Source organism: Synechocystis salina LEGE 00031, from assembly GCF_015207985.1.
GTDB classification, from domain to species: Bacteria; Cyanobacteriota; Cyanobacteriia; order Cyanobacteriales; family Microcystaceae; genus Synechocystis; species Synechocystis salina.
Genome location: NZ_JADEVV010000033.1, coordinates 12,652 through 33,648, shown reverse-complemented (window position 1 = coordinate 33,648; position 20,997 = coordinate 12,652). Strand labels below are relative to the sequence as shown.

The window sequence follows — 20,997 nt, the reverse complement described above, 5'->3', positions numbered from 1 at the left end:
CTTTCTCAAATGGGAAATATTAGGGGTTAATTCCCCTCAACAGACAATTCCCCCGATTCTAACCCAACTGCCGCCAGGAGACGTAGCCTCGTCCCGGCAAGCCACCAAGAGGCTGGGGGCAAAGTTTTAATTTATTGCCTAAATTCTCTAATAAGGAGGACTTTCCCCTAATTTGCCGCCAAACTTGGAGGACAGAGGGCTTTCAAACAACTTCATAAGTTTCTGTTATTCTGAAAGGGTAGGGACTGCTGATTAGACTGGGGTGCATGACTACTCATTCCATTTGCCCCATTTGCCCAGATTAACGGCGGACAGTAACCGATAGTAGCAACGGCAGAAAATGGCGATCGCCTAGAAATTATGGAATTATATGGCTGATGACAGTCCAGACGTAGGTTCGTTAATGGCGGAGTTGCAGACTTTGAGGGCGGAATTAGCTGCCCTTAAGTCCCAGCAGGTGTTGAAAACTTTTTTTCACCCCAACCAACCGACGATGGCAGTCAATGACGATGGCCGCTCTGACCCAGACCAGTCCTTAGCGGCCATCCTCCAAGAGAGTGAAGAACAATTTCTCAGCTTGGTGGATAACGCCCCCGTGCTAATTTGTATCGCTGGTTTGGACAAAGGCTGTTTGTATTTCAATCAATCTTGGCTCGACTTCACCGGCCGCACCCTCCAGCAGGAACAGGGTAATGGCTGGACAGAGGGGATACATCCCGAAGATTTTGACCACTGCCTACAAACCTACGTCAAAGCTTTTGACGCTCGGCAGCCCTACACCATGGAGTATCGTCTGCGGAACCGACAGGGAGAATACCATTGGTTGTTGGAGAATGGAGTGCCCCGTTTTGCCCCGGATGGAAAATTTCTCGGCTATATGGGTTATTGCATTGACATTAATGACCGCCAAGAAGCTCGCCGTGTATTAGAAGCGAGTGAAGAAAAATATCGCACCCTAGTGGAGTCCCTCAATACCATTGTGGGTCGTTGGTCACCGGCAGGGACAATTACTTTTGCTAACCAATATGCCCAGGATTTTTTTGGCTTTAGCGCCGAAGAAATGGTTGGGAAGTCAGTTTTCGAGACCATTGTGCCCCTAGTCAGTAGCTCTGGGCGTGATTTAGAGGCCTACATCGCAGATATCATCCAAAATCCCGAAAAGTATCAATCCACCGAAAATGAAAATATTAAAAAAAATGGAGATCGGGCCTGGATAGCCTGGACCAATAAGCCTATTTTTGACAAAGAAGGCAATCTGATTGAATTCGTAACCTCGGGAATAGATATTACAGACCGGAAATTAGCCGAAGATCAATTGCGGCAACGGGAAACAGAACTTATAGAAACCCAAAAATTAGCTAAATTAGGTCGCTGGAAATTCGATTTACGTTCCGGCAAAATTAATTGGTCAGAGGAAATTTTTCAAATGTTCGGGCGCGATCCCCAACAGGGTGCTCCCAGCTATCAAGAGCTAGAACAACTCATCCACCCCGACGATCGCCAACGCTATGGGGAAATAGTGGAGTATGTCTTACAAACTGGGCAAACCCAGGAGTCAGCCTATCGTTTTTGCCGGACCGATGGCAGTCAGGGCTGGATTTGGGCAAAAACCGAAGCTTTATTTAACCTAACGGGAGAGGTAATTGGGCTCCAGGGCGTTGCCATGGATATTACCAAGCAAAAAGAAGCAGAAATTGCCCTACAAAATAGTGAGTCTCGTTTTCGGAAAGTGTTTGAGTCGGACATTGTCGGCATCATGTTTGCCAGTCTCAGCGGTGAAGTAGCCGAGGCTAACAATTGTCTATTGAATATGCTGGGCTACAGCCGCAAGGAACTAGAAGCGGGTTTAATCCGCTGGGATGCCCTTACTCCAGCAGAACACCGGGCTAAAGATATGGAAGCCGTGGAAAATTTGCAAAAATACGGCCTCACTAAGCCCTGGGAAAAGGAGTACTATCACAAGGATGGCCACACTGTCCCGGTTTTGGTGGGGGCAGCTCCCTTTGAGGGGAATACTGATTTGACTATTTGTGTGGTGGTGGACATAAAGCAACAAAAACAAGCTCTCCGCCAGCGGGAAAGGGTAGAAGCGGAATTGGAAAAGCTCAATGTTGAACTGGAGCAGAGGGTAATGGAAAGAACCCAAGCCTTGGCCAAAAGCGAAGAAAAACTCTACCAAGTCAATGAACAATTACAGGAACGACTGGAGGAGCTTAAGCGCCGCAATCAAGAAATGGAATTGCTTTCCACCCTGAATGAGTATTTACAGTCCTGTGTAGTAGTGGAAGATGCCTGTGCCAGTGTGGCTGCCCTGGCTAAACCACTTTTCCCAGATGTTGCCGGAGCAATTTTCATTTTTGATTCCACGGCCAATTATTTTGAACTGGCCAAAACCTGGGGAGCTTTCCCCTGTTCCCAGCCGGTGTTTAATAGCGTTGACTGTTGGGCTCTGCGGCGGGGTCAGGTTCATTGGGTGGGGCAAGACCAACACGATTTGTTTTGTAATCATCTCGATGACCAATATTCCACCCAGGAAAGTCTCTGCATTCCTCTGGTTGCCCAGGGGGAAACCCTTGGTTTACTGAATCTCTGTAGTCAGCGAGCCGGGACAATTAACCTGGAACAACAACAGTTAGCTAAAACCATCGCCGAACAGGTTAGTCTGGCGATCGCCAATATCAAATTGCGGGAAAGGCTAGAAAATCAGAGCATACGAGATCCACTCACAGGGCTATTTAACCGCCGTTACCTAGAACAGTTTTTTCTGCAGGAGATTGGTCGGGCCCGGCGCTATAACTATTCCATCGGGGTGATTATGGGGGACATTGACCATTTCAAACAGTTCAATGATCAACTGGGACACGACGCTGGAGATCATGTGCTGAAAGTTATTGGGCGCATTCTGCAAAGTAACATTCGTGGTTCTGACATTGCCTGTCGATACGGTGGGGAGGAAATGACCATTGTTTTGCCCCAAACCTCCATGGAAGATACCCTAGTTAAAGCGGAATCCCTCCGTCAGGCGATCGCCACCATGGCAGTAGATTACAAAGGCAGACAACTGGGCACATTGACCGTTTCCCTGGGGGTAGCCTGTTATCCTGACCACGGACAAACCATGGCCAACATCATTCAAGCCGCAGATAGGGCCCTCTACCAAGCTAAGGACGCCGGCCGCAATCGGGTCATCATGGCCGACTAATTTTTTTAGATTTTCTTATTAGTTAACCTGGGCAAAAAGCGTATAGGCACTATATTGATCCACCCGGTTAAGTTGGGAAGCAATTTCCGGCGGAAAAGCTTTAATATCATCCGTTCTAATAACGAAATAATTGTGGCTATTTTTTTCGAGCAGCGGAGCAATGTCGTGCATTTCCACCTGTTTTGCCTGGCCTGAAGAGTAAAATTCCGCTGAGTAGGGTCGATTAAAAACATAAAACAATTGACAGTTTGATCCCTGCCCCCATTCTGCACAGGATTGTTGATAACGACTGACAATATATTTTTGGGAATTTTGATTAGCTACATTAACCACTATCGGCAAAGCAAAGAGAAATAGTAAAGGAATTAATAAGGCAGGAGCAATGACATATTTATTGACGGGTTGATCCTGCCAAAATATCAATAATAATTCCGCCAATAGCAAAGCGAATGCCGGTAAACCTGGTAAAACGTAGGTCCATAAAATATTGGCCGAAGGAGTAAAGAAAACCATCGGAGCCAGAGCCCACAACAGCAGGTAGCTAAGCCACTCCTGGTCTGAGGTCAGTAAAGTCAGCTTAGTTTGTTTGACTTTAACTTGCCAGATCATTTTGCCTACTAATCCCAACGTTAGCAATGACCAGGGGAATGCGGCTAGCAGCCAATACACCCAGATCATGCCGTAGGGATGGGCGTGGCCACTGCCGTATAGATCTCCCTCCCAACCTTTTTCCACAAATCTTTTCCAATGTTCCCCCACAATGAAATAATCCAAAAAGCCAGGGGTTTTAGCTTCCGCCAGCAAATACCAAGGCACCGCTATCAATGCTGTTAATAAAATGCCTTCAATCCAAGGTAATTGGGCCCAAACCGTAGGTAAATTTCTCTGCCAAATTGTCCAAATAGTTAGGGGTAGAAAAACTAACACAACCCCGATGGGTCCCTTGGCTAATAAACCGATCGCCAAACCGACAAAAAATAGATATCCCCACAGGCGAACCGCATTAGGCTCAGACCGGTAAGCTTGCCAAAAACCCACCATGGATAGGGTAGTTCCCAACACTAAAGCCGGATCTGTCATTACTGCCCCACTACTGACAAAAAAGCCCAGGGTGGTAATCAGAATCATCGTGCTAACTAAAGCGTAGTTAATTCCCTTGCTTTTTGCCAACAAATAAACTAAGTAACTGGCCAATAAAATTGGCAGAAAAGAAGATAGCCTCGCTGCAAATTCGTTAACACTAAAAACTTTGAATGATGCCGCCGTCAACCAAGTAGACAGGGGCGGTTTGCCCCAAAAAGGTACGCCATAGTCGATCTGGGGCGTAATCCAGTCGCCGGTTTCTGCCATTTTGCGGCCAATTTCTGCGTAGCGGGCTTCGGTTCTGTCTGCCACAGCGTAGAGGCCAAGGGTCAAAACCCGAATGAAAATTGTTAGGTAAATAATCACCGAGATAAACCGACGCTGGGAATTCAACCAAGTTAGTTTCATTAATTTCTCTGGGTTTTTAGAGGGGGTTTGCAAAGCTCCTCGCCTCGGTGTTGGCAGGATTTGGCTCAACATTGTCCAGCCTTACCGGAGTTTTTGGATGGGTAAGTGGAGAGTAAAACTCAAACTTTACAAACAGTTGCCTAGGGGCCAACCAAGGTTACAGGGCTTAACTCCATGGGAGAAAAACCGACCTATTTTAGCCCGCTCCCTACCCAATCTCTCCATCAATGCGGGGTAAAGAAGGCTCATCTTGGTCCAAAAAAACTAAACCCGACAAAAATAGTCGGGATTAATTGACGCCTATTTTGCCCCGTGTTAGTATGCCGAAAGATTAATGAAATTAGGACTTTGCCCCATGACCACCGCCACTACCACGGCCCCAGAATTTATTTCCGCCTGCACCAAACTGGTTTCTAAGGAAGGGAACACCGAATATCCCCTCAAAGCGCTACATATCTGTGAAGAAACCTTTGCTCCCCTGGAAGTGGCCTACGACTATGATTTGATTCGCCGCCACGTCACCCGGGAAACCATTGAAGCTGGCCCCAATTCCATCTGGCGTTACCGTGCCTTTCTGCCCGTCACTGGTAAGGATGTGATTGACGTGGGCACTGGCATGACCCCTTTGGTTAAGTCCCACCGTTTAGCCCGTCGCCTGGGGCTGAAAAATCTTTACATTAAAAACGACGCAGTCAACATGCCCACCTTGAGCTTCAAGGACCGGGTGGTTTCCGTTGCCCTCACCAGGGCCCGGGAATTGGGCTTTACCACCGTTTCCTGTGCTAGCACCGGCAATTTGGCCAACTCCACTGCGGCGATCGCCGCCCATGCTGGTTTGGACTGCTGTGTATTTATCCCGGCGGATTTGGAAGCGGGCAAGGTTTTGGGAACGTTGATTTACAATCCCACCCTGATGGCGGTGAAAGGCAACTACGACCAGGTCAATCGCCTGTGCTGTGAAGTGGGCAACAGCTACGGTTGGGGCTTTGTCAACATCAACCTACGCCCCTACTACTCCGAAGGCTCCAAAACCCTGGGCTTTGAAGTGGCAGAACAATTGGGTTGGAAGTTGCCGGACCACATTGTCGCCCCCCTAGCTTCCGGTTCCCTGTTCACCAAAATCCATAAGGGCTTCCAGGAATTTGTCAAAGTTGGTTTGGTGGACGATAAGCCAGTGCGCTTCAGTGGTGCCCAAGCGGAGGGTTGTTCCCCCATTGCCACCGCTTTCCAAGAGGGCCGGGACTTTGTTAAGCCAGTTAAGCCCAACACCATTGCCAAATCCATTGCCATCGGTAACCCCGCTGACGGAGTTTACGCCCTAGACATTGCCCGTAAAACCAACGGCAATATTGAAAGCGTCAACGATGCGGAAATTATTGAAGGGATCAAACTGTTGGCAGAAACGGAAGGCATCTTCACGGAAACCGCCGGTGGCACTACGGTGGCAGTGCTGAAAAAGCTAGTGGAAGCAGGCAAAATTGATCCCGAAGAAACTACGGTGGTCTATATCACCGGTAATGGCTTAAAAACCCAAGAAGCGGTGCAAAGCCACGTAGGGGAGCCCCTCACCATCGATGCTAACCTGGATAGCTTTGAGCGGGCTCTGGAGCGCTCCCGCACTTTGGAACGCTTGGAATGGCAACAGGTTTTGGTGTAGATCCTGGCAGGAAACTAAGGTTACTGACTGATTTGATTGGATTTAATTAGTTAATTGCCGTATTTTTCCCACTAATTTTCATTAATCGTTCCTTTTAGGAAATTGTCCGCTGTGGTTCCACCAGGGCGGATTTTTTGCGCAATTTTAACGCCGATCGCCTTGAAATTAGGGAAAGCTGACAAAAATGGTGATCGAATCAACTTTGTATCACGAATTACACTGTCGTTAAAATTTGGCGATATTTTGGACAGATAGATATTAAAAAAAACTAAAGTTTTGCCATTTTTGGAAAATTAATGACACAATCTAGCCACGGGGACTGGTATTTGGTTCTGGAACACCACTACCGCAGTGCGCATAGCTGAAAGTGGAGAACCTTAACCGATGGGGGGCCTGCCCGAATAATGCTCTAGCCGATTAGATAATTTCTGGTTGTTTTCTGTTTCCTTGGGTGGCTTAGTTGTTGCCATCCGTTTCTCATTCTTGATTGTTTCCGTTTAGTTTTTTCCAACCTATGAGCGATATGTCTTCCCTTTCCACCCCCGACACCAGTGCCGTTGACCAAGTTGAAGCTTTGGATAACCTCGTTGATGGCCAGGCGATCGCCAACGATGGCTCTCCTGCCATTGAGGTCACCTTAGGGGAAAGCCAGCAAGGGAGTTTTAATAAAGCGGTCAGTGAAGACACCGTGGGGGCTTTTTTCAAAGAAATGGCCCGCTATCCCCTCCTGAGTGCCACCGAAGAGGTGGAATTGGCTAGGCAAATCCGACTTTTGGTCAACGCAGAGGATATTAGACAACAACTCACCCAACAATTGGAACGAACGCCTTCCCTCCAGGAGTGGGGCCAGGCCCTAGAATTTACCCAGGTCAGACAATTTGAAATTTGGCTCTACCAACTGCGGGCCGCCAAACGACGCATGATCCGCTCCAATCTCCGCTTAGTAGTCTCCATTGCCAAGCGTTACCTCAACCGGGGTGTCCCTTTCCTCGATCTGATCCAAGAAGGGGCGATCGGTCTGAACCGGGCCGCAGAAAAGTTTGATCCCGACAAAGGTTATAAATTTTCCACCTATGCCTACTGGTGGATCCGCCAGGCCATCACCCGCACCATTGCCAATGACGCCCGCACCATTCGTTTGCCCATCCATGTGGTGGAAAAGCTCAACAAAATCAAGAAAGCCCAGCGTAGTCTCAAGCAAGAATTGAAGCGCAATCCCAACGAAGGAGAATTGGCCGCCGCCTTGGACATTACCCCCACCCAACTAAGGCAATTACTGCAACTACGTCGTCAATCCCTCTCCCTCAACCACCGGGTAGGCAAAGGGGAGGATACAGAATTGGTGGATTTGTTGGAAGATCAACAACTGCAGTTGCCGGAGGACTTGATGAATGAATCCATGCTGCGGCGGGAAATTGTCGAAGTATTGGCAGAGGTACTAACGGAACGGGAAATGGAAGTGATTTGTCTCCGCTACGGCATTGCCAGCCACCAAAGCTACACCCTCGAAGAAGTGGGCAATATGTTTAATCTTTCCCGGGAAAGGGTGAGACAAATCCAAAGTAAAGCCATGCGAAAACTCCGTCGTCCCCAGGTGGCCCGCCGCCTCAAAGGTTGGCTATAGATACCGGAATATTGCTAGTGGTGACGCACCTGGCCGTCGGGCATAGTCGCCCCTTGGAAATCTGCCCCCACCATATTGGCACTCATCAAGTCAGCCCGCACTAAGTTGGCGTTGATGAAGCTGGCCTCCGTCAAATTGGCCCTGGCAAAAAATGCTTCAATCAGTTCCGTTTCCTGTAGGTTAGCTTTGGTCAAGTTAGCTCGACTGAGGTCAGCACTGTTCATGCGGGTAAAACTCAAATTGGCCCCCGTGAGATTAGTCCGATTTAAATTAACATGGGTCATGATGGCCCCCTCGCAATCCACTTCCACCATTTCTGCTTCAGAAATCTGGGCTCGCATCAAATTGGCATTTTGTAAATTGGCGCCATTTAACTTTGCCCCTGACAATTTAGCATCGGTCAGTAAAGCTCCTTTTAAGTTGGCGTGGCTCAGGTTAGCTTTGCGTAGGTCCGCATCCCGTAGATTGGCCTCCTTCAAATTGGCATAGCTTAAATCTGCCCGGCTTAAATCCACTCCCTTCATATTGGCCCCCTGGAGATCGGCCCGACCGAGGATGGCTGCCTGGAGATTGGTGTAATAGCCCTTTTTTTCCTGACGCATGTTAGCCCCCCGCAGGCAGGCTCCAGTGAGGGTGGCACCACTTAAATCGGCTCCCCGTAGATCTACCCCAATCAAATTGGTATCTTGGAGGGTGGCTAGGGTCATATCGCTGTCCCGCAGGATTGCCCCCTGGAGCAGGGCCCCGTGGAAATTGGCACTGCGTAGATCGGCCCCAGCCAGATCAGCTTGGTTTAAACTCGCTCCACTGAGGTTGGCCGCCACCAAATTAGCCTGACCTAGATTAGCCCGGTTGAGGTAACAAAAAAGCAGGTTAGCCCCTCGTAAATCCGCTTCGTTGAGCACAATACCGATTAAATCGGCCGCTTCTAGATTAATCCCCGGCAATTTTAGCCCCGTGAACAAAGTTTCGCCGTTGCGATAGCGCTGGACTAATTCCTTGGCTTCCATAAATTTTGAGAGGGGGAAAAATCAAATCAACTCTCTAATCATCTTAAGTTATCGGAAGAGCCGGTCAGAGTTAGTTTTGGGAATGCGCCGTTGAGAACCAGGGGCAACTTTCCCAGGCGATCAGGACTAATTGATTCGGCTGGGCAGATTATTGGGTAGGCTGAGAACTATGTCTTTCTTTGATCTTGATCCTAGGCTAGCAAAATCTTGGAGTGTGTATGGCCAGCAATGTTGACCGTGATTACCTGGACAAAACCCTACAACAGTTTGAGAGTTATCCCTATCCAGATATTCCCATTGAAGACCCACTGAATAAAGATGTGGAACAGCTTTATAAAAGTAGCTTGGTTACTGCTCGTTACCGCCGGGACAAAAAAATTATTACAGATCTAAAAAATCGGGCTATTTTGGATGTGGCCTGTGGTACCGGGGCAACAACCCTCAGACTCGCCTGGGCTAATCCGGGGGCAAAGATTGTCGGGGTGGACATTTCCCCGGAGTCCATCAAGATTGCAGAACAGAGATTAAAGCACCATGGTTTTGATGAGGCTGAGTTCCAGGTATTGGCGATCGCCGACCTAGATCAACTAAATCAAAAGTTCGACTTGATTAATGCCAGTGACGTTCTCTATCTGCTTCCTGATTTGGCTTTGACATTAAGACAGTTAGCACAGGTATTGCAATCTGATGGTGTCCTTCGGGGCAACTTACACAGTTACTATCAGAGGTTTAACTATTATCGGGCTCAAACTTTATTTCAAAGAATGGGACTAATGGAAGACAACCCAGAAGAAACGGAGTTGGGTATTGCTAGAGAGTTTTATGCGGCCCTCAGAGATGGGGTTAATTTGAAGGCCACCACTTGGTCTTCTGGCCGGGGAGAAATAGACAATGATCAGTGGATTTTAATGAATCATCTCTTCCAAAACGACAAGGGCTATACATTACCAGACCTCTTTGAAGCTTTTGAGCAATCAGACCTGACACTGGTAGATATGGTGGACTGGCAAAAATGGGACTGGCGCAAATTATTCAAGGAACCAGATAATCTACCAGCTTACCTAGCCATGGGGTTGGAAAATGCTGATCGAGAGGAGCAACTTTGTTTTTATGAGCTGGTCCAGCCAGATAAAAGATTGCTAGATTTTTGGTGTAGCCATCCTCTCCCATCAAAAAAAGACTTCAGCGAGTATTGGCTGGAACAGTCACCGGAGAACATCGTTGTCCACCTGCACCCCTGTGTTAAAAATTTTGCCCCTTTCCGTCAAGCAATTCTTGACCAAGGAAAGCTCATGCCTCTGAACTTATCCCATTGCTTTCCCTTCATTGGTCAGGACTCCTGGTTGGATAGAACTTTGCTCACTGCCTTCTATGCACCCTTGTTGGATTCTTCCCAAGCCCTTGAAAGTCTAGTGTGTCGATACCTAAAAGCGCGCCCTTGTTACCCAGGAGATTTAACCCCTGTCAAACCAAAAGAAGCACAGGATTTGATCATGAGCATGATTGCTGAGCAGGAGGAATGGGGATTGATAATGATTGAAGTGCAAGATTGAAAAAGTATTGAAGTTTATAGTGGAGGTTGATCTGTGGTCAGAATCGATGAAGAAGAAGGTGCTCCATGTTGGTTGTGGCCCCCATAATCCGAATGCGTTACCATCGGAGTCACGGACGGGGGAGTGGCAGGAGATTCGGTTGGATATTGATCCGAAGATGAAGCCGGATATTTTGGGAACGATTACGGATTTGAGTGCGGTGCCTGGTAATACGGTGGATGCGGTCTACTCTTCCCATAATTTGGAGCACATTTATGATTATGAGGTGCCGTTGGCGTTGGCGAAATTTAAGCGGGTGCCGAGGCCGAGGGGGTTAACGTGGTTGGTGGTGGCGGATATGCAGTTGGCGACAGAATAGGCGGTGAAGGGAGATATGGATGCTCAGCCGCTGTATATTTCCTCGGCGGGGCCAGTGAAGGCGCTGTAGATATTTTATGGAATGGGAACTTCTATTCCTGGAATGCCTTATATGGCCCATAAAAATGGCTTTACAGCGTCAGGGTTGAAGGATTCGGTCAGTAGTGGGGGGGGGTTAAGCAAGTGGAAGTATGGCGGGGAAATTTTAATGTTTATGCCAAAGGGTATAAAAAATTTGAGTTGGGATGATAGGCAAATGATGAGACTTGGGTAGGTTACGTCTAGAAGGGTTCCGACCAGTTATTTTAATTTCCCCCACAGAAGGAAGAAGACAATCATGGCTAGTAATTTTAAATTCAAACTGCTCTCCCACCTGACCGAGAAAAAAGAAAACGAAGGTTTTACCTTAATTGAACTGTTGGTTGTGGTAATCATCATTGGTGTGCTTGCCGCTATCGCTCTACCTAACCTGATGAACCAAGTAGGTAAGGCCCGTATTTCTGAAGGTCGCAATGGTGTGGGTGCTTTGAACCGTGCCCAACAGGTTTACCGCACAGAAAATCCAACCTTCTCCTCTAATACCACAAACCTCGATACCAAAGTTGTAGATGGCAAGTACTTTACTTTTGGGACTGGAGTTTCTGGTGAGGTAGCTACATCGACCGCAAACCCTAAAAATGCCACCGGAGACAACACCACCACCCAGTCAGGAACTGTCACCTACACTCCCGGTACCGGTGCGTTCACAGTATCGACTAGTTGGTAATCTGACAGTTGACTTAGGAATAAACTTTTTATCTATTTCTTCCAACTTTGGATGTCTAATTTAAGGGCGGAACCTGTTAACTTTCATATAGGTGTTCGCCCTTCGGTTTATTTAGGAGTTAAATGTCTGACGATGGTGTACTGATAGTGCCGGGCTAGGTGAGCTTATGTTTAAACCAACGAAAAAAGGGCTTCCCAATGCAGGATTCACTATGCTAGAGCTGGTTGTGGTGTTTTTAATTCTTAGCATTCTGACAGCTATGGTGTGGCCAGTACTAATCAGACAAGTGGCTAAGGCCAAAGAGACAGAAGCGATACAAATGCTCAGTACCATAGGGTTTTCCCAGCAGGGTTATTTTTTTGAACATCGGCAGTTTGCGTCCAATTATGGCGATTTAGGGCTTGACGCCAATGGAGCGCATTTTAACTTTCCTCCTCCTAATACGCCTGCTGGAGGCAATTACAGTATTAGTCAAGCTGTAACCCAAAATGCCGGCTTGGATGCTTCACGTAATTATTCCCTAGGAGTGTACTTCAATGGAAGCAGTTATCAACTAATTCTTTGTCAGGGTTCGACCCCGGGGGGGGCAGTATCGGCGCCGTCGGCGATTGGTGGCACTTGTAGCGGAGGTGTTCAGATAGATTAGTCTGAAGTAATTGGGCAAAAAAGACTAGTATCTATAAGGTGTAGACCAAATTGTTCGGATTGACGATGTTTTCTTCCTGGGCTAGATCTTTGTTTGCTGTGACAACCAATGGGTTAATTATGCTGGGTTGTTTTGTCGGCATTGTTGTGATTCAAAACAGAAACATGGATAAGTCTGAGCAAGAATTGTCCGCGGAGGACTACGAAGAACTGGTTAACGATGAAAAAATTAATTTGGAGTTTTTACGCCGTGTCCCCAGCATGGGGTTAGGCAATATGATTGCCGATTGGGGATATCTTGGGTTTGTTCAGTATTTTGGAGATGTTCCGGCTCGGGACAATACTGGTTATGGGCTTTTGCCACAATACTATCAACTCTTGGTGGACAAAGACCCCCACTTCACTGATGCTTTATCGAAACTTGATGTGGCCACTTCTCTATTTGGCGGAAAACCAGAAGCAAGCGCTAGTTTTTTAGGACAGGCACTGAGTAAAATACCCAAAAGATTTATTACTAACATTCCACCCTATTATCTCTGGCGGGCTAAGGGCAACAATGAATTACTTTTTGCCGGTAATGTCGATGCCGCCAAGAAGTCCTATCGGCATTCGATGGAGTGGGCAAAAGCCTATGATGATGATGAAAGTCGGAGAATGATAAATATCAACAAAGATTCCCTGAAATTTTTAGCTAACAATCCAGATAGTACGGAGGCGAGAATCGGAGCTTGGGTGGGGATACTAGCCAATAGGCCAGACAAAAAAACTGTTGAGCGGGTAATTAAAGAAATCAAAGCTTTAGGAGCAAACGTTGTGGTCGAACCTAATGGCAATATCAGGGTCACTCTGCCCGATAACCTATAAAATCTTAACCTATAAAATCTCTAAACTGCTCGGCTGATAACTGCATTGTAAAGGAATTGTTCCAGGCCCTTGATGCATTCTTGGTCATCAAATAATTTGTTTTTATTTTTCTCCATAAGATCTCTGATTTGCTGTCGCCAATGACTATCTGCTCCCAGTCGAACAGCAATCTCAATGTATTCTTCTGGACTTTGGGCAATGGTTTCCGTAACGTCAATCATTTTGAGCATGCCATAGGAGTGGCGCGCCCGCATAAACTTCCCAGGACAGGTTACTACGGGTAGATTACAGCTGATAGCTTGATGGGTAGTTAATCCTCCAGACCAACTCAGACAGTCAAGAAAAATATCTGCCAATTGGTTAACCTTGAGAAAATCGCTATTGGACAAGCGCGGCAGAAAAACACAATAGTCCCGATAGTCCAAACCATATTTAGTAAAAGTTTGGTTTAAGCGCTGGGCAAAACAGTTCCTGATCACTTCGCCGTGTATGGGATCAACAAACACAAATTGAAACATTTCACTTTCGGCAGCAATGGCGGCAAAAAGCCAGTCATGCTGAGGTAAATACTTATACATAGACTGGGAACAAAGATATATAACTTTGTCTTTTCCCAGTTGCCAATCACTTCTTGTTTTATCTAGGGAAGGCAATTCCACGGGAGGCAAAGAAAAAGCAAGATTAGGCAAACGAACAAGAGTTTCTGAATAGTGCTTGTCTCCATTTTCTGGTTCCATCAAATCACTGGAAAGAAAATAGTCAATGGTGGGACTACCGGATGTGACAGGATGACCCCAAGTGGTACATTGAACTGGGGCCAAACGCAAATAAGCTAAGAGGTTAAGAATAGGATCAATACCAAAATCAGGAAAGATAAGTACATCTATTTGATCATCGAGAATAACCTGACAAACTTCATCCCAGCCCATGCTATAGTAAATCGATTTATACTGAAAACTGAATTTTTGAAAATCTACTTTTAGTCCTACAATAGAATCCTCATTTTGCTCACAAACGCTATAAATATAAGTTTGGTATTTTTTTCTATCTAAGTATTTTATCCATCCCAAATAAAGCCTTCCTAATCCCTCCAAACGTTGAGATATGAGACCAATACGAATTTTACGTTTTTTGCTTAGAGCTTTAGGAATAATAGGCTTGCAAGAGCTAGGACGCATTTTTTGAAAATTTTCATTTATGTAATTTCCGTAAACCCTATAAGTTTCTAAATCGTTTTTGTACTGATAGGCCAGATAAAAGTTGCTTTTTTTTGAAATGGACTTAATAAAATCGTCTATTCCTGTTTGAGTTTTCAAAATTTTCTCTTTTATTAACTCATCAAGAAGAAGCTTAAAGCGTTGATGATACAACTCAACCTCTTGTGTATCAGAATAAAGAACTGGCAGTACAGATTGGTGCAGTCTTTTGATCTCTAGACGATTATGGGGAAACAAATTTAATGCTACATCTAGGCAATCAATAGCAGATTTTGTCTGATTACACATAGCATAACAATTTGCTAGGCAACCATAAAAATAAAAATCATTAATCTCAGAACCATCAGTTAGACGTAAATATTTATGAAAACTCTTTAATGCTAACCAGAGGGAGCCAGTATTACCGCTGGAATAGTCTGCATAACCCTGGTATAAAAGTTGATTTTTTAAATCTCCAAGTTCTGAATAAGTATCTGACATTTTCTGGAGAAAAAAAGTATTCTTAGGGTACTGTGACAGTGACTGTTGATAAACATTTAGTGATTTATTCCATTGCCTAAGTTTGCTATAACTTCTACCCAGAATTTCATAGATAGTTAAGTTTTTAGAGTCATAGTTGAGAGCCTGATAACAGACATTGATTGTATCTTGCCAACGCCTCTGTTGCTCCAAATTTATGGCTAAAAGCAGATAATTATCAACTCTAGTTTCGTCTATAGTGATTGCTCTAGTAATTATAGCTTCTGCCTCTTGATAGTTTTTAAGATGATAATAGGTAAGAGCGAGAGAATGTAGTGTGTCCCCATGATTTGAATCTAACTGCAACGCCTGCTCGTAAATCGCCACAGCATCTGCGTAATCTTTACTAAAACTTAAGGAAGAGGCATAGAAAGTTATAGCTTCTACTAGTTTTTCCCTCATGCCACTATTCTCGTAACCAGGATCTAATTCAACAATTACTTCGTAAATTAACTTTGCATTACCTAATCTGTTTAACTTAAGCTCCTGTGTAAGATTAGTTTGGAGAAAATAAACCAGATCTTTTAATGCTGATTCTGCTTGCGTAGATTCTAACGATAACAGGTAAGATAAAAACACTTCCTCGGCAGCTCTTACTTCCCCGATTAAAACATATACAAGTCCCAAATATTGATAAGCACAAGAATTTGTAGATTTATTCCAATTTAAGTTTTCCAGAATCTTTAATGCTTCATCAAAATTTGCTCTATCGATTAATTCTACTACTTGAGTCAAATATTCTGACATTAATCATACCCTCTAAAAATCAAAAAAATGCTGGACAAAAATAAGCAGTAAAAAGGAACAAAAGTTTTATTTAATTTTAGCTACAGCTTCTATAAAAAATGATTCTAAACCCCTAATGCAATCTCTGTCATTGAATAGTTTTTGCTTATTATATTTCATTTTACTGCGAATCTGCTCTCGCCATTGGTCATCCAGACCAAGCTTGACTGCCATCTTAATATACTCTTCTGCATTACTAGCGATAGTATCTGTTACATCAATCATTTTTAACATGGCGTAAGAATGGCGGGCTCGCATAAATTTTCCAGGACAAGTAACTATCGGTAAATTACAGCCAATAGCCTGGCGAGTAGTTAATCCTCCCGACCAACTTAAACAATCCAAAAAAATGTCAGCTACCAAATTAAGATTCATAAAGTCAGCATTGTTTAATCGGGGCAAAAAGTGACAGTAATCTTGATACTTTAGATTAAGACAACCAAAAGTAGTTTCTAAACGTTGCTGAAAAAATTTTGTTACCATTGGTCCATTGGGAGGATCAACAAAAACAAAACAGAAATTATTACTTCTTTGGGCGATTTCAGGGAATATCCAATCGTGCTGAGGTAGGTATTTAAATAAAGATTGGGAGCATAAATAAATAATTTTATCATTTTCCAAGCCAAAATCAGTGCGAGATTTATTATCCGGAATAAAATCAACCGGTGGCAAGGGAAAGGCAATATTGGGTAATTTAATTAATTTTTCTGTATAGTGTCTTTGGCTATTATGAGGCTCCATTAATTGACTGGAAAGATAGTAATCAATGGCAGGACTACCGGAGGTAATGGGATGGGCCCAAGTTGTGCATTGAATGGGGGCTAATCGTAAATGACAGAGAAGATTTAGAATTGGATCTAATCCTAATTCAGTATAAATGAGAATATCTAAATTATCACTAATTAGGCGATTAGCAATGTCCATTCCAGATAGACAATTAATAGAAACTGTAACTAATTGATCACTGTAACGAGTAAAATCTTCAACCAAGCCTGCATCTGTTTTTTCACTAGAATTAATAAAATCATAGACCGTTATATGGAATCGCTCATGGTTGAGATACCGGACCCAACCGAGATAAAGTAAACCTAAACCCCTAAGGCGAAAAGAGATTAAGCCAATACGAATCTTCCGGGACAATAAATTTTCACATTTTTGAGTTAACCTGTTTTGGTTTGTCCACTCTGGCAATATTTTTTTTAAGTTATCTTGTATCCATTTTCCGTATTTTTTCTGCAGAATTGTGTCATTACGTCCTTGATAGCTAAGGTAAAAATTGGAACCGGTGATTAGACTCTCAAGAAAATCTATCTTTTCTGATGAGCTAATGGGTTTTAATTGGCAAGTTTCAGCAAGATTAAGGGCAAAATTTTGACGGTAGAAATTAATTTCTTGCAAGCTAGAGTAGAGAATGGGAAATGTTGATTGTATTAGTCTATTGATAGTAAACTCCTTATCTTTAAATAAATCCAAGGCTAACCTTAAGATATTAAGAGCATCCTTAGTGTAATTAGAAACTAAATAACATTTACTCAAATCTCGATAAAAGTTGAAATCTACCAACTCATGATTAAAATAATTGTCAAAAAAAGATTTTAGATGCTCTAAAGCTTGGCTCAAACTACCAAGTTCATCTGAATAGTAGTAGCTATAGCCCAGATAATAATTGGCTAGATTCGTTTGCCCCAAATGTAAATAAGCTTGACCCAGCTTGGCAAACACTTGAGTATGACGGGGAAAATAAACGAGGGCATCTCCAAAAACGCTAATTTGTTGTTCATACTGTTGTTGCTTTTCGTATAGCTCTGCCAAAGACAAATAAAATGCTAGAGTATTTGGTTGTAGCGTAATCGATTTTTTATAATATTCATTAGCCGAAGAACTACTACCAAGCTTTTCCGCACATTTGCCAGCAAGATGATACTTACTAGCATCATTATGATTGTTATTTAAATAAAAAATTTTAGCATTTTGATAACTAGTATTAGCTAATACATAGTCTTCTAGCCCTTCTGCAATTATGCCCATCAGGTAGTGAGAATCTCCCAATCGATAACCAGATTTAATGGCTCTATAAGCCCATTTTTTAGCCTCGGTATAATTTTCAAGCTTATAATAGCTGTAGGCCAATTGATAATAAACTTCATTTTGCTTACCATTTAAATCCAGAACTTCTAGGTAAATTTCAATTGCCTCTTTATATTTATTTATTGATTCAAGCTTTTGTCCAAGAAAAATAATTTCGTTTATCAACAAATCTTGCAGAGCAGGATTGTGGTATTCTTCATCAATAGATCTCAAGGCCAAATACATAGATTTAGCCTGGTCTAGTTGTTGATTATTTAAAGTTTTCACTATCCATTGCTCTAGTAATTGGCATAATTCCAAGCTAGTGTTTTTTATAGTTTCTTCATCTGCATTGATCAGCTGGTTAATCCAGGTAGCATCAGCGGCTTCTGGCTCACCCATTAAAATGTAAGCCAACACTAGACAGCAAAAAGTTGTTGAATTACCAGGATTTACTTCTAAGATTTGTTCTAAATAGTCAGTAGCGTTTCCATAATCAGCTTGCTCAATGAGAGATATTATCCATTGGAGTTGATCTGAGTTTTTCATTCAAATCCTACACAACTTTTTCAACAATAACCTGATAGCTTTTGCAAATAACCCTGACACGATCTTTAAATACCTCCAAGAAAGAATCAACTGCTAACTTAGGGTGCATCGTCGGTTGATCCTGGTAAGCTCCCCAGCCATAATCATCAAAAATAATTATGCCTTCCTCCTTCAGTAATCCCCAACCCAAAACAACATCCTCCATAACATCGCTAGCAATGTGGGAGCCATCAACATAGTAAAAGTCAAAAGAGTTAAGTGGCAATTGGCGTAACCAATCTTGGGAAAAACCCACTAACTTTTTAACTTGATCTGCTCTACCCGTTCGCTGAATATTATAGTCAAAAACCGACTCTAACGATTTAACGTCCTCTCCCAAACCCATAGACTCATGCTCAACACTGCCCTGAAAAGTATCAATGCAAATAATAGTGGATGACGAATCAGTTAAAACATTGTCCAATAACCAACAAGTTGCCCGGCCCTGCCAACTGCCCACCTCCACAAAAGATAAATTAGGAGAACCCATAAATTTTTTTAGAACTTGATTCCAAATGGGAATGTTACCACTGAACCAATCAGTCTTAAATTCGTATCCCCGATTTTCACAATGTTGAGTGTATATTTCCTGCCAAAAAAGAATTTTTTTGAGAATTAAATTTTCAAAAGATTGATCAATCTCCAACGCCATTTCATAGCATTTTCTAGCCCCTGCCCAATTTCCGGCTTGTAATGACTCGATCGCCGTGTCTTCCAGAACCTCCACCAACTCCGCCGTCCGTTCTTGTACATCATCCACCCGGCATTCTAACATAGCCGACATCCAAATATCTTGAGCCAAGGCTTCATCGCCCTTCAGAAGAGCATCAACCCCTTGATACCAATAAAATCTCAATCCTTCACTCATAAATTTGCGTCACTAAATAAGACCCTACTAACCTACCCGGAAAACTCAGATGCAGATCGCCTCTTCAAAAAACTTAGCAATTTTGGTTTTAATTCTGGCCTAACCGACAGCGGGGTTTATCGGCGATCGCCTAGGGCAACCAGTCCTCATCCAGTAACTGCTCAAGGGTGGCAATGGGTTGCTCAGGAAATGTACTAATTGGAAGATCGGATGTTTGTGAAACAACATCCCTTGCATCTTGATAACATTCTTTAAAAACACTACTAAGATAGGGCTTTAGACTAGGACTATCCCTCAGAAGACGTTTAATTTGTTTCCGAAAATTAATAATTTCTCCCTTCCAATGATTTCTATTTCTTTCTTTTTTTGTTTCCCAATAACCTAACTTTAAAAGATGCTCGATTAACCTCATCAATAAACTCTCTAGTTTTCGTTTATCACTTTTGCTCAAGCTTAATACCTCATCAATTAAATTTTCCCAATCCAGACTCTCCACATCACGGCATTGCATTTTTTTAACAGTCTCTAAAATCCAGAGATTGTAGTCCGTTTCATAAAGACTTTTGTTTGTTTTGGGAAGTTCAGTAACCATGATGTACCTCAAATTTTAGAATTGACTTGTTTTACTGTCGATACTTTCGTAGAAAAACACAGAAATTTCTCAAGGATGATCGTATAATTGGGGAATTTCAAGCTGATGTTATATTGCAAGAACAACTTCAGTATGTTAATAATAACCAATAACCTAGGCGATCGCCTAGGGCAACCAATCTTCGTCAATTACCTGTTCAAGAGTAGCAATGGGTTGCTCGGGAAATATATCGATGGGTAACCCGGAATCATCAGCTAATAATTCCCTTGCATCTTGATATAATTCGTCAAATATTTGGACAAGGTAATTTTTCAAACTAGGACTAGCCTTTAATTCTCGTTTAATTTGTTTGCGAAAATTACGAATTTCTCTGCGCCAGTGATTTTGATTATAATTTCTTTCAGATTGCCAATAGCCCAATTTGAGAAGATGCTCTATTAACCGTGTCATTAAGCTTTCGAGTTTTCTTTTGTCACTGCGCCCCAAACCCAATACCTCTTCAATTAGATTTTCCCAATCCAGATTGTCTAAATCTTTGCATTGCAACTTTTGTACAGTGTCTAAAATCCATAAATTGTAATCGGTATCATAAAGATTTGTATTGGTTTTGCGGAGTTCAGCAACCATAGTATTTACCTCGTAATTAGTTATAAATCTTATTTTAACTTCCACTCAATCAATGGGGATAACATCTATACACCCAAATGAGTCATGTGGCGATCGCCTAGGGCAACCAATCTTCGTCAATTACCTGTTCAAGAGTAGCAATAGGATATTCGGGAAACTTACTGAGTGGAAGTTGAGAGTGTTTGGCCGCTAATTTTCTGCCTCTTTTATACCCCTCAGCTAAATAATCCCTTGCATAATTACGCAAACTCGGACTATCCTCTAATACCTGAATGAATTGTAAGCGGAAATTTAAGATTTCCCTTTCCCAATGCTCTTGATTCCGAACAAGTTCTGCTTGCCAGTAAACAATCAAAAGGAGATGTTCAAAAATATGATTGAGAAGACTTTGTAGTTTATGTTTATCGCGCCGACTCAAGTCTTCTATCTCCTCAATTAAATTTTCCCAATCTAGACTTTCTAGGTCTTTATTTTTTAATTTGGCGATGGTTTCCAAGACCCAAAGATTGTAATCGGTATCATAAAGATTTGTATTGGTTTTGCAGAGTTCAGCACCCATAATAT

At 43.3% G+C, this 20,997-nt stretch carries 16 protein-coding genes; 8 read left to right on the top strand and 8 right to left on the bottom strand.

The window, feature by feature from the left end:
• Positions 1-370: 370 nt before the first annotated feature.
• The gene (locus tag IQ217_RS12095) at positions 371-3,202 is read left to right on the top strand and encodes a PAS domain S-box protein (RefSeq protein WP_194020133.1); all 2,832 of its coding nucleotides are present in this window, start codon (positions 371-373) and stop codon (positions 3,200-3,202) included.
• An 18-nt stretch (positions 3,203-3,220) separates the two neighbouring features.
• On the opposite strand, the gene IQ217_RS12090 is transcribed toward IQ217_RS12095, so the two are convergent.
• The gene (locus tag IQ217_RS12090) at positions 3,221-4,693 is read right to left on the bottom strand and encodes an ArnT family glycosyltransferase (protein WP_194020132.1); all 1,473 of its coding nucleotides are present in this window, start codon (positions 4,691-4,693) and stop codon (positions 3,221-3,223) included.
• A 355-nt stretch (positions 4,694-5,048) separates the two neighbouring features.
• Here IQ217_RS12090 and thrC point away from each other — a divergent pair, with 355 nt between their 5' ends.
• A complete protein-coding gene (thrC, locus tag IQ217_RS12085; protein ID WP_162327993.1) occupies positions 5,049-6,350 on the top strand; it encodes a threonine synthase in 1,302 nt (433 codons plus the stop codon).
• Positions 6,351-6,864: 514 nt separating this feature from the next.
• Positions 6,865-7,974, top strand: coding sequence for an RNA polymerase sigma factor, RpoD/SigA family (locus tag IQ217_RS12080; RefSeq protein WP_190598874.1), 1,110 nt, complete (start codon positions 6,865-6,867; stop codon positions 7,972-7,974).
• A 14-nt stretch (positions 7,975-7,988) separates the two neighbouring features.
• On the opposite strand, the gene IQ217_RS12075 is transcribed toward IQ217_RS12080, so the two are convergent.
• The gene (locus IQ217_RS12075) at positions 7,989-8,984 is read right to left on the bottom strand and encodes a pentapeptide repeat-containing protein (RefSeq protein WP_190598873.1); all 996 of its coding nucleotides are present in this window, start codon (positions 8,982-8,984) and stop codon (positions 7,989-7,991) included.
• 218 nt (positions 8,985-9,202) lie between these two features.
• Between IQ217_RS12075 and IQ217_RS12070 the strand changes: the two genes are divergently transcribed.
• The 5 genes from IQ217_RS12070 (at position 9,203) to IQ217_RS12050 (ending at position 13,169) form a co-directional block, all read left to right on the top strand.
• Positions 9,203-10,537, top strand: a complete 1,335-nt coding sequence (locus tag IQ217_RS12070) for a class I SAM-dependent methyltransferase (RefSeq protein ID WP_194020131.1) — start codon at positions 9,203-9,205, stop codon at positions 10,535-10,537.
• On the top strand, positions 10,521-10,895 hold the full coding sequence (locus IQ217_RS18975) for a class I SAM-dependent methyltransferase (RefSeq protein WP_228025758.1): 375 nt from the start codon (positions 10,521-10,523) through the stop codon (positions 10,893-10,895). Before IQ217_RS12070 ends, IQ217_RS18975 begins: the two co-directional genes overlap by 17 nt.
• A gap of 336 nt (positions 10,896-11,231) precedes the next feature.
• Complete coding sequence (locus IQ217_RS12060; RefSeq protein WP_194020130.1) at positions 11,232-11,660, top strand: type IV pilin protein; 429 nt, start codon at positions 11,232-11,234, stop codon at positions 11,658-11,660.
• Positions 11,661-11,826: 166 nt separating this feature from the next.
• Positions 11,827-12,306, top strand: a complete 480-nt coding sequence (locus IQ217_RS12055; RefSeq protein WP_194020145.1) for a type II secretion system protein — start codon at positions 11,827-11,829, stop codon at positions 12,304-12,306.
• A 65-nt stretch (positions 12,307-12,371) separates the two neighbouring features.
• A complete protein-coding gene (locus tag IQ217_RS12050; protein WP_194020129.1) occupies positions 12,372-13,169 on the top strand; it encodes a hypothetical protein in 798 nt (265 codons plus the stop codon).
• Between the two features lie 20 nt (positions 13,170-13,189).
• Here the strand turns inward: IQ217_RS12050 and IQ217_RS12045 are convergent, their stop codons facing one another.
• The 6 genes from IQ217_RS12045 to IQ217_RS12020 all read right to left on the bottom strand — a co-directional run bounded on the left by IQ217_RS12045 (position 13,190) and on the right by IQ217_RS12020 (position 20,992).
• Entirely contained in the window at positions 13,190-15,652 is a 2,463-nt protein-coding gene (locus tag IQ217_RS12045) for a tetratricopeptide repeat protein (RefSeq protein WP_194020128.1), read from the bottom strand.
• Between the two features lie 66 nt (positions 15,653-15,718).
• Positions 15,719-18,307, bottom strand: a complete 2,589-nt coding sequence (locus IQ217_RS12040) for a tetratricopeptide repeat protein (protein WP_194020127.1) — start codon at positions 18,305-18,307, stop codon at positions 15,719-15,721.
• Between the two features lie 7 nt (positions 18,308-18,314).
• Positions 18,315-19,214, bottom strand: a complete 900-nt coding sequence (locus IQ217_RS12035) for a class I SAM-dependent methyltransferase (protein WP_194020126.1) — start codon at positions 19,212-19,214, stop codon at positions 18,315-18,317.
• Positions 19,215-19,344: 130 nt separating this feature from the next.
• Positions 19,345-19,806 (bottom strand): DUF29 domain-containing protein, encoded by a 462-nt coding sequence (locus IQ217_RS12030; RefSeq protein WP_194020125.1) that lies wholly within the window; start codon positions 19,804-19,806, stop codon positions 19,345-19,347.
• 165 nt (positions 19,807-19,971) lie between these two features.
• Positions 19,972-20,433 (bottom strand): DUF29 domain-containing protein, encoded by a 462-nt coding sequence (locus IQ217_RS12025; protein ID WP_194020124.1) that lies wholly within the window; start codon positions 20,431-20,433, stop codon positions 19,972-19,974.
• Positions 20,434-20,530: 97 nt separating this feature from the next.
• The gene (locus tag IQ217_RS12020; protein WP_194020123.1) at positions 20,531-20,992 is read right to left on the bottom strand and encodes a DUF29 domain-containing protein; all 462 of its coding nucleotides are present in this window, start codon (positions 20,990-20,992) and stop codon (positions 20,531-20,533) included.
• Between the last annotated feature and the right edge of the window lie 5 nt (positions 20,993-20,997).

What these genes read in the sequence shown, in the direction of transcription:
- IQ217_RS12095 (WP_194020133.1), top strand. Translation starts at nt 371, where the DNA reads ATGGCTGATGACAGTCCAGACGTAGGTTCGTTAATGGCGGAGTTGCAG.
- IQ217_RS12090 (WP_194020132.1), bottom strand. Translation starts at nt 4,693, where the DNA reads ATGAAACTAACTTGGTTGAATTCCCAGCGTCGGTTTATCTCGGTGATT.
- thrC (WP_162327993.1), top strand. Translation starts at nt 5,049, where the DNA reads ATGACCACCGCCACTACCACGGCCCCAGAATTTATTTCCGCCTGCACC.
- IQ217_RS12080 (WP_190598874.1), top strand. Translation starts at nt 6,865, where the DNA reads ATGAGCGATATGTCTTCCCTTTCCACCCCCGACACCAGTGCCGTTGAC.
- IQ217_RS12075 (WP_190598873.1), bottom strand. Translation starts at nt 8,984, where the DNA reads ATGGAAGCCAAGGAATTAGTCCAGCGCTATCGCAACGGCGAAACTTTG.
- IQ217_RS12070 (WP_194020131.1), top strand. Translation starts at nt 9,203, where the DNA reads ATGGCCAGCAATGTTGACCGTGATTACCTGGACAAAACCCTACAACAG.
- IQ217_RS12060 (WP_194020130.1), top strand. Translation starts at nt 11,232, where the DNA reads ATGGCTAGTAATTTTAAATTCAAACTGCTCTCCCACCTGACCGAGAAA.
- IQ217_RS12055 (WP_194020145.1), top strand. Translation starts at nt 11,827, where the DNA reads ATGTTTAAACCAACGAAAAAAGGGCTTCCCAATGCAGGATTCACTATG.
- IQ217_RS12050 (WP_194020129.1), top strand. Translation starts at nt 12,372, where the DNA reads ATGTTTTCTTCCTGGGCTAGATCTTTGTTTGCTGTGACAACCAATGGG.
- IQ217_RS12045 (WP_194020128.1), bottom strand. Translation starts at nt 15,652, where the DNA reads ATGTCAGAATATTTGACTCAAGTAGTAGAATTAATCGATAGAGCAAAT.
- IQ217_RS12040 (WP_194020127.1), bottom strand. Translation starts at nt 18,307, where the DNA reads ATGAAAAACTCAGATCAACTCCAATGGATAATATCTCTCATTGAGCAA.
- IQ217_RS12035 (WP_194020126.1), bottom strand. Translation starts at nt 19,214, where the DNA reads ATGAGTGAAGGATTGAGATTTTATTGGTATCAAGGGGTTGATGCTCTT.
- IQ217_RS12030 (WP_194020125.1), bottom strand. Translation starts at nt 19,806, where the DNA reads ATGGTTACTGAACTTCCCAAAACAAACAAAAGTCTTTATGAAACGGAC.
- IQ217_RS12025 (WP_194020124.1), bottom strand. Translation starts at nt 20,433, where the DNA reads ATGGTTGCTGAACTCCGCAAAACCAATACAAATCTTTATGATACCGAT.
- IQ217_RS12020 (WP_194020123.1), bottom strand. Translation starts at nt 20,992, where the DNA reads ATGGGTGCTGAACTCTGCAAAACCAATACAAATCTTTATGATACCGAT.